This window comes from Mycobacterium sp. UM_Kg27 (assembly GCF_000972905.1).
Classification (GTDB): domain Bacteria; phylum Actinomycetota; class Actinomycetes; order Mycobacteriales; family Mycobacteriaceae; genus Mycobacterium.
In genome coordinates this window covers 1-595 of record NZ_JRMM01000315.1, presented here as the reverse complement: position 1 = coordinate 595, position 595 = coordinate 1, and the positions used below count along the sequence as shown (strand labels likewise).

General features: G+C 66.4%; 1 protein-coding gene. It reads left to right on the top strand.

The window, feature by feature from the left end; translation table 11 throughout:
• On the top strand, positions 1-595 hold a 595-nt coding region (locus LI94_RS21425; RefSeq protein WP_046302518.1), incomplete at both ends, for a ketoacyl-synthetase C-terminal extension domain-containing protein.

Sequence of the window (595 nt, the reverse complement as noted above, 5' to 3'; positions counted from 1 at the left end):
TGTTGTCGGTGCAGCAGGGTTTCATTCCGCGGCATTTGAATTTTTCGGAGTTGACGCCGAATGCGGGTGCGGGGGCGTCGAAGTTTCAGGTTGCTGATCGGGGTATGGACTGGCCGGCGGTGTCGCGTCCGCGCCGGGCGGGGGTGTCCTCGTTCGGGGTGTCGGGCACCAATGCGCATGTGATCGTTGAGCAGGCGCCTGATGCTGAGGTTGTTGCGGGGGCTGCTGCGGTGCCGGTGAGCACGTTGGTGGTCTCGGGCAAGTCCCCGGCACGTATCGCGGCCACCGCCGGCGTGCTCGCCCAATGGCTGGCCACCGACGGCGCCGAGATCGCGCTACCGGACATCGCACATGCGCTCAACCATCACCGCACTCGCCACCAGAAGTTCGCCACCATCGCCGCCCGCGATCACGAGCAGGCCATTGCCGCGCTGTCCGCGTTGGCCGCTGGTGAATCCGCACCCGGCGTGGTGGAACCGGTTGCGGTGCTGCCCGGACCCGGCACCGTGTTTGTGTTTTCGGGTCAGGGTTCGCATTGGGTGGGGATGGGTCGTCGGTTGTTGGCCGATGAGCCGGTGTTCGCTGCGGCTGTTGA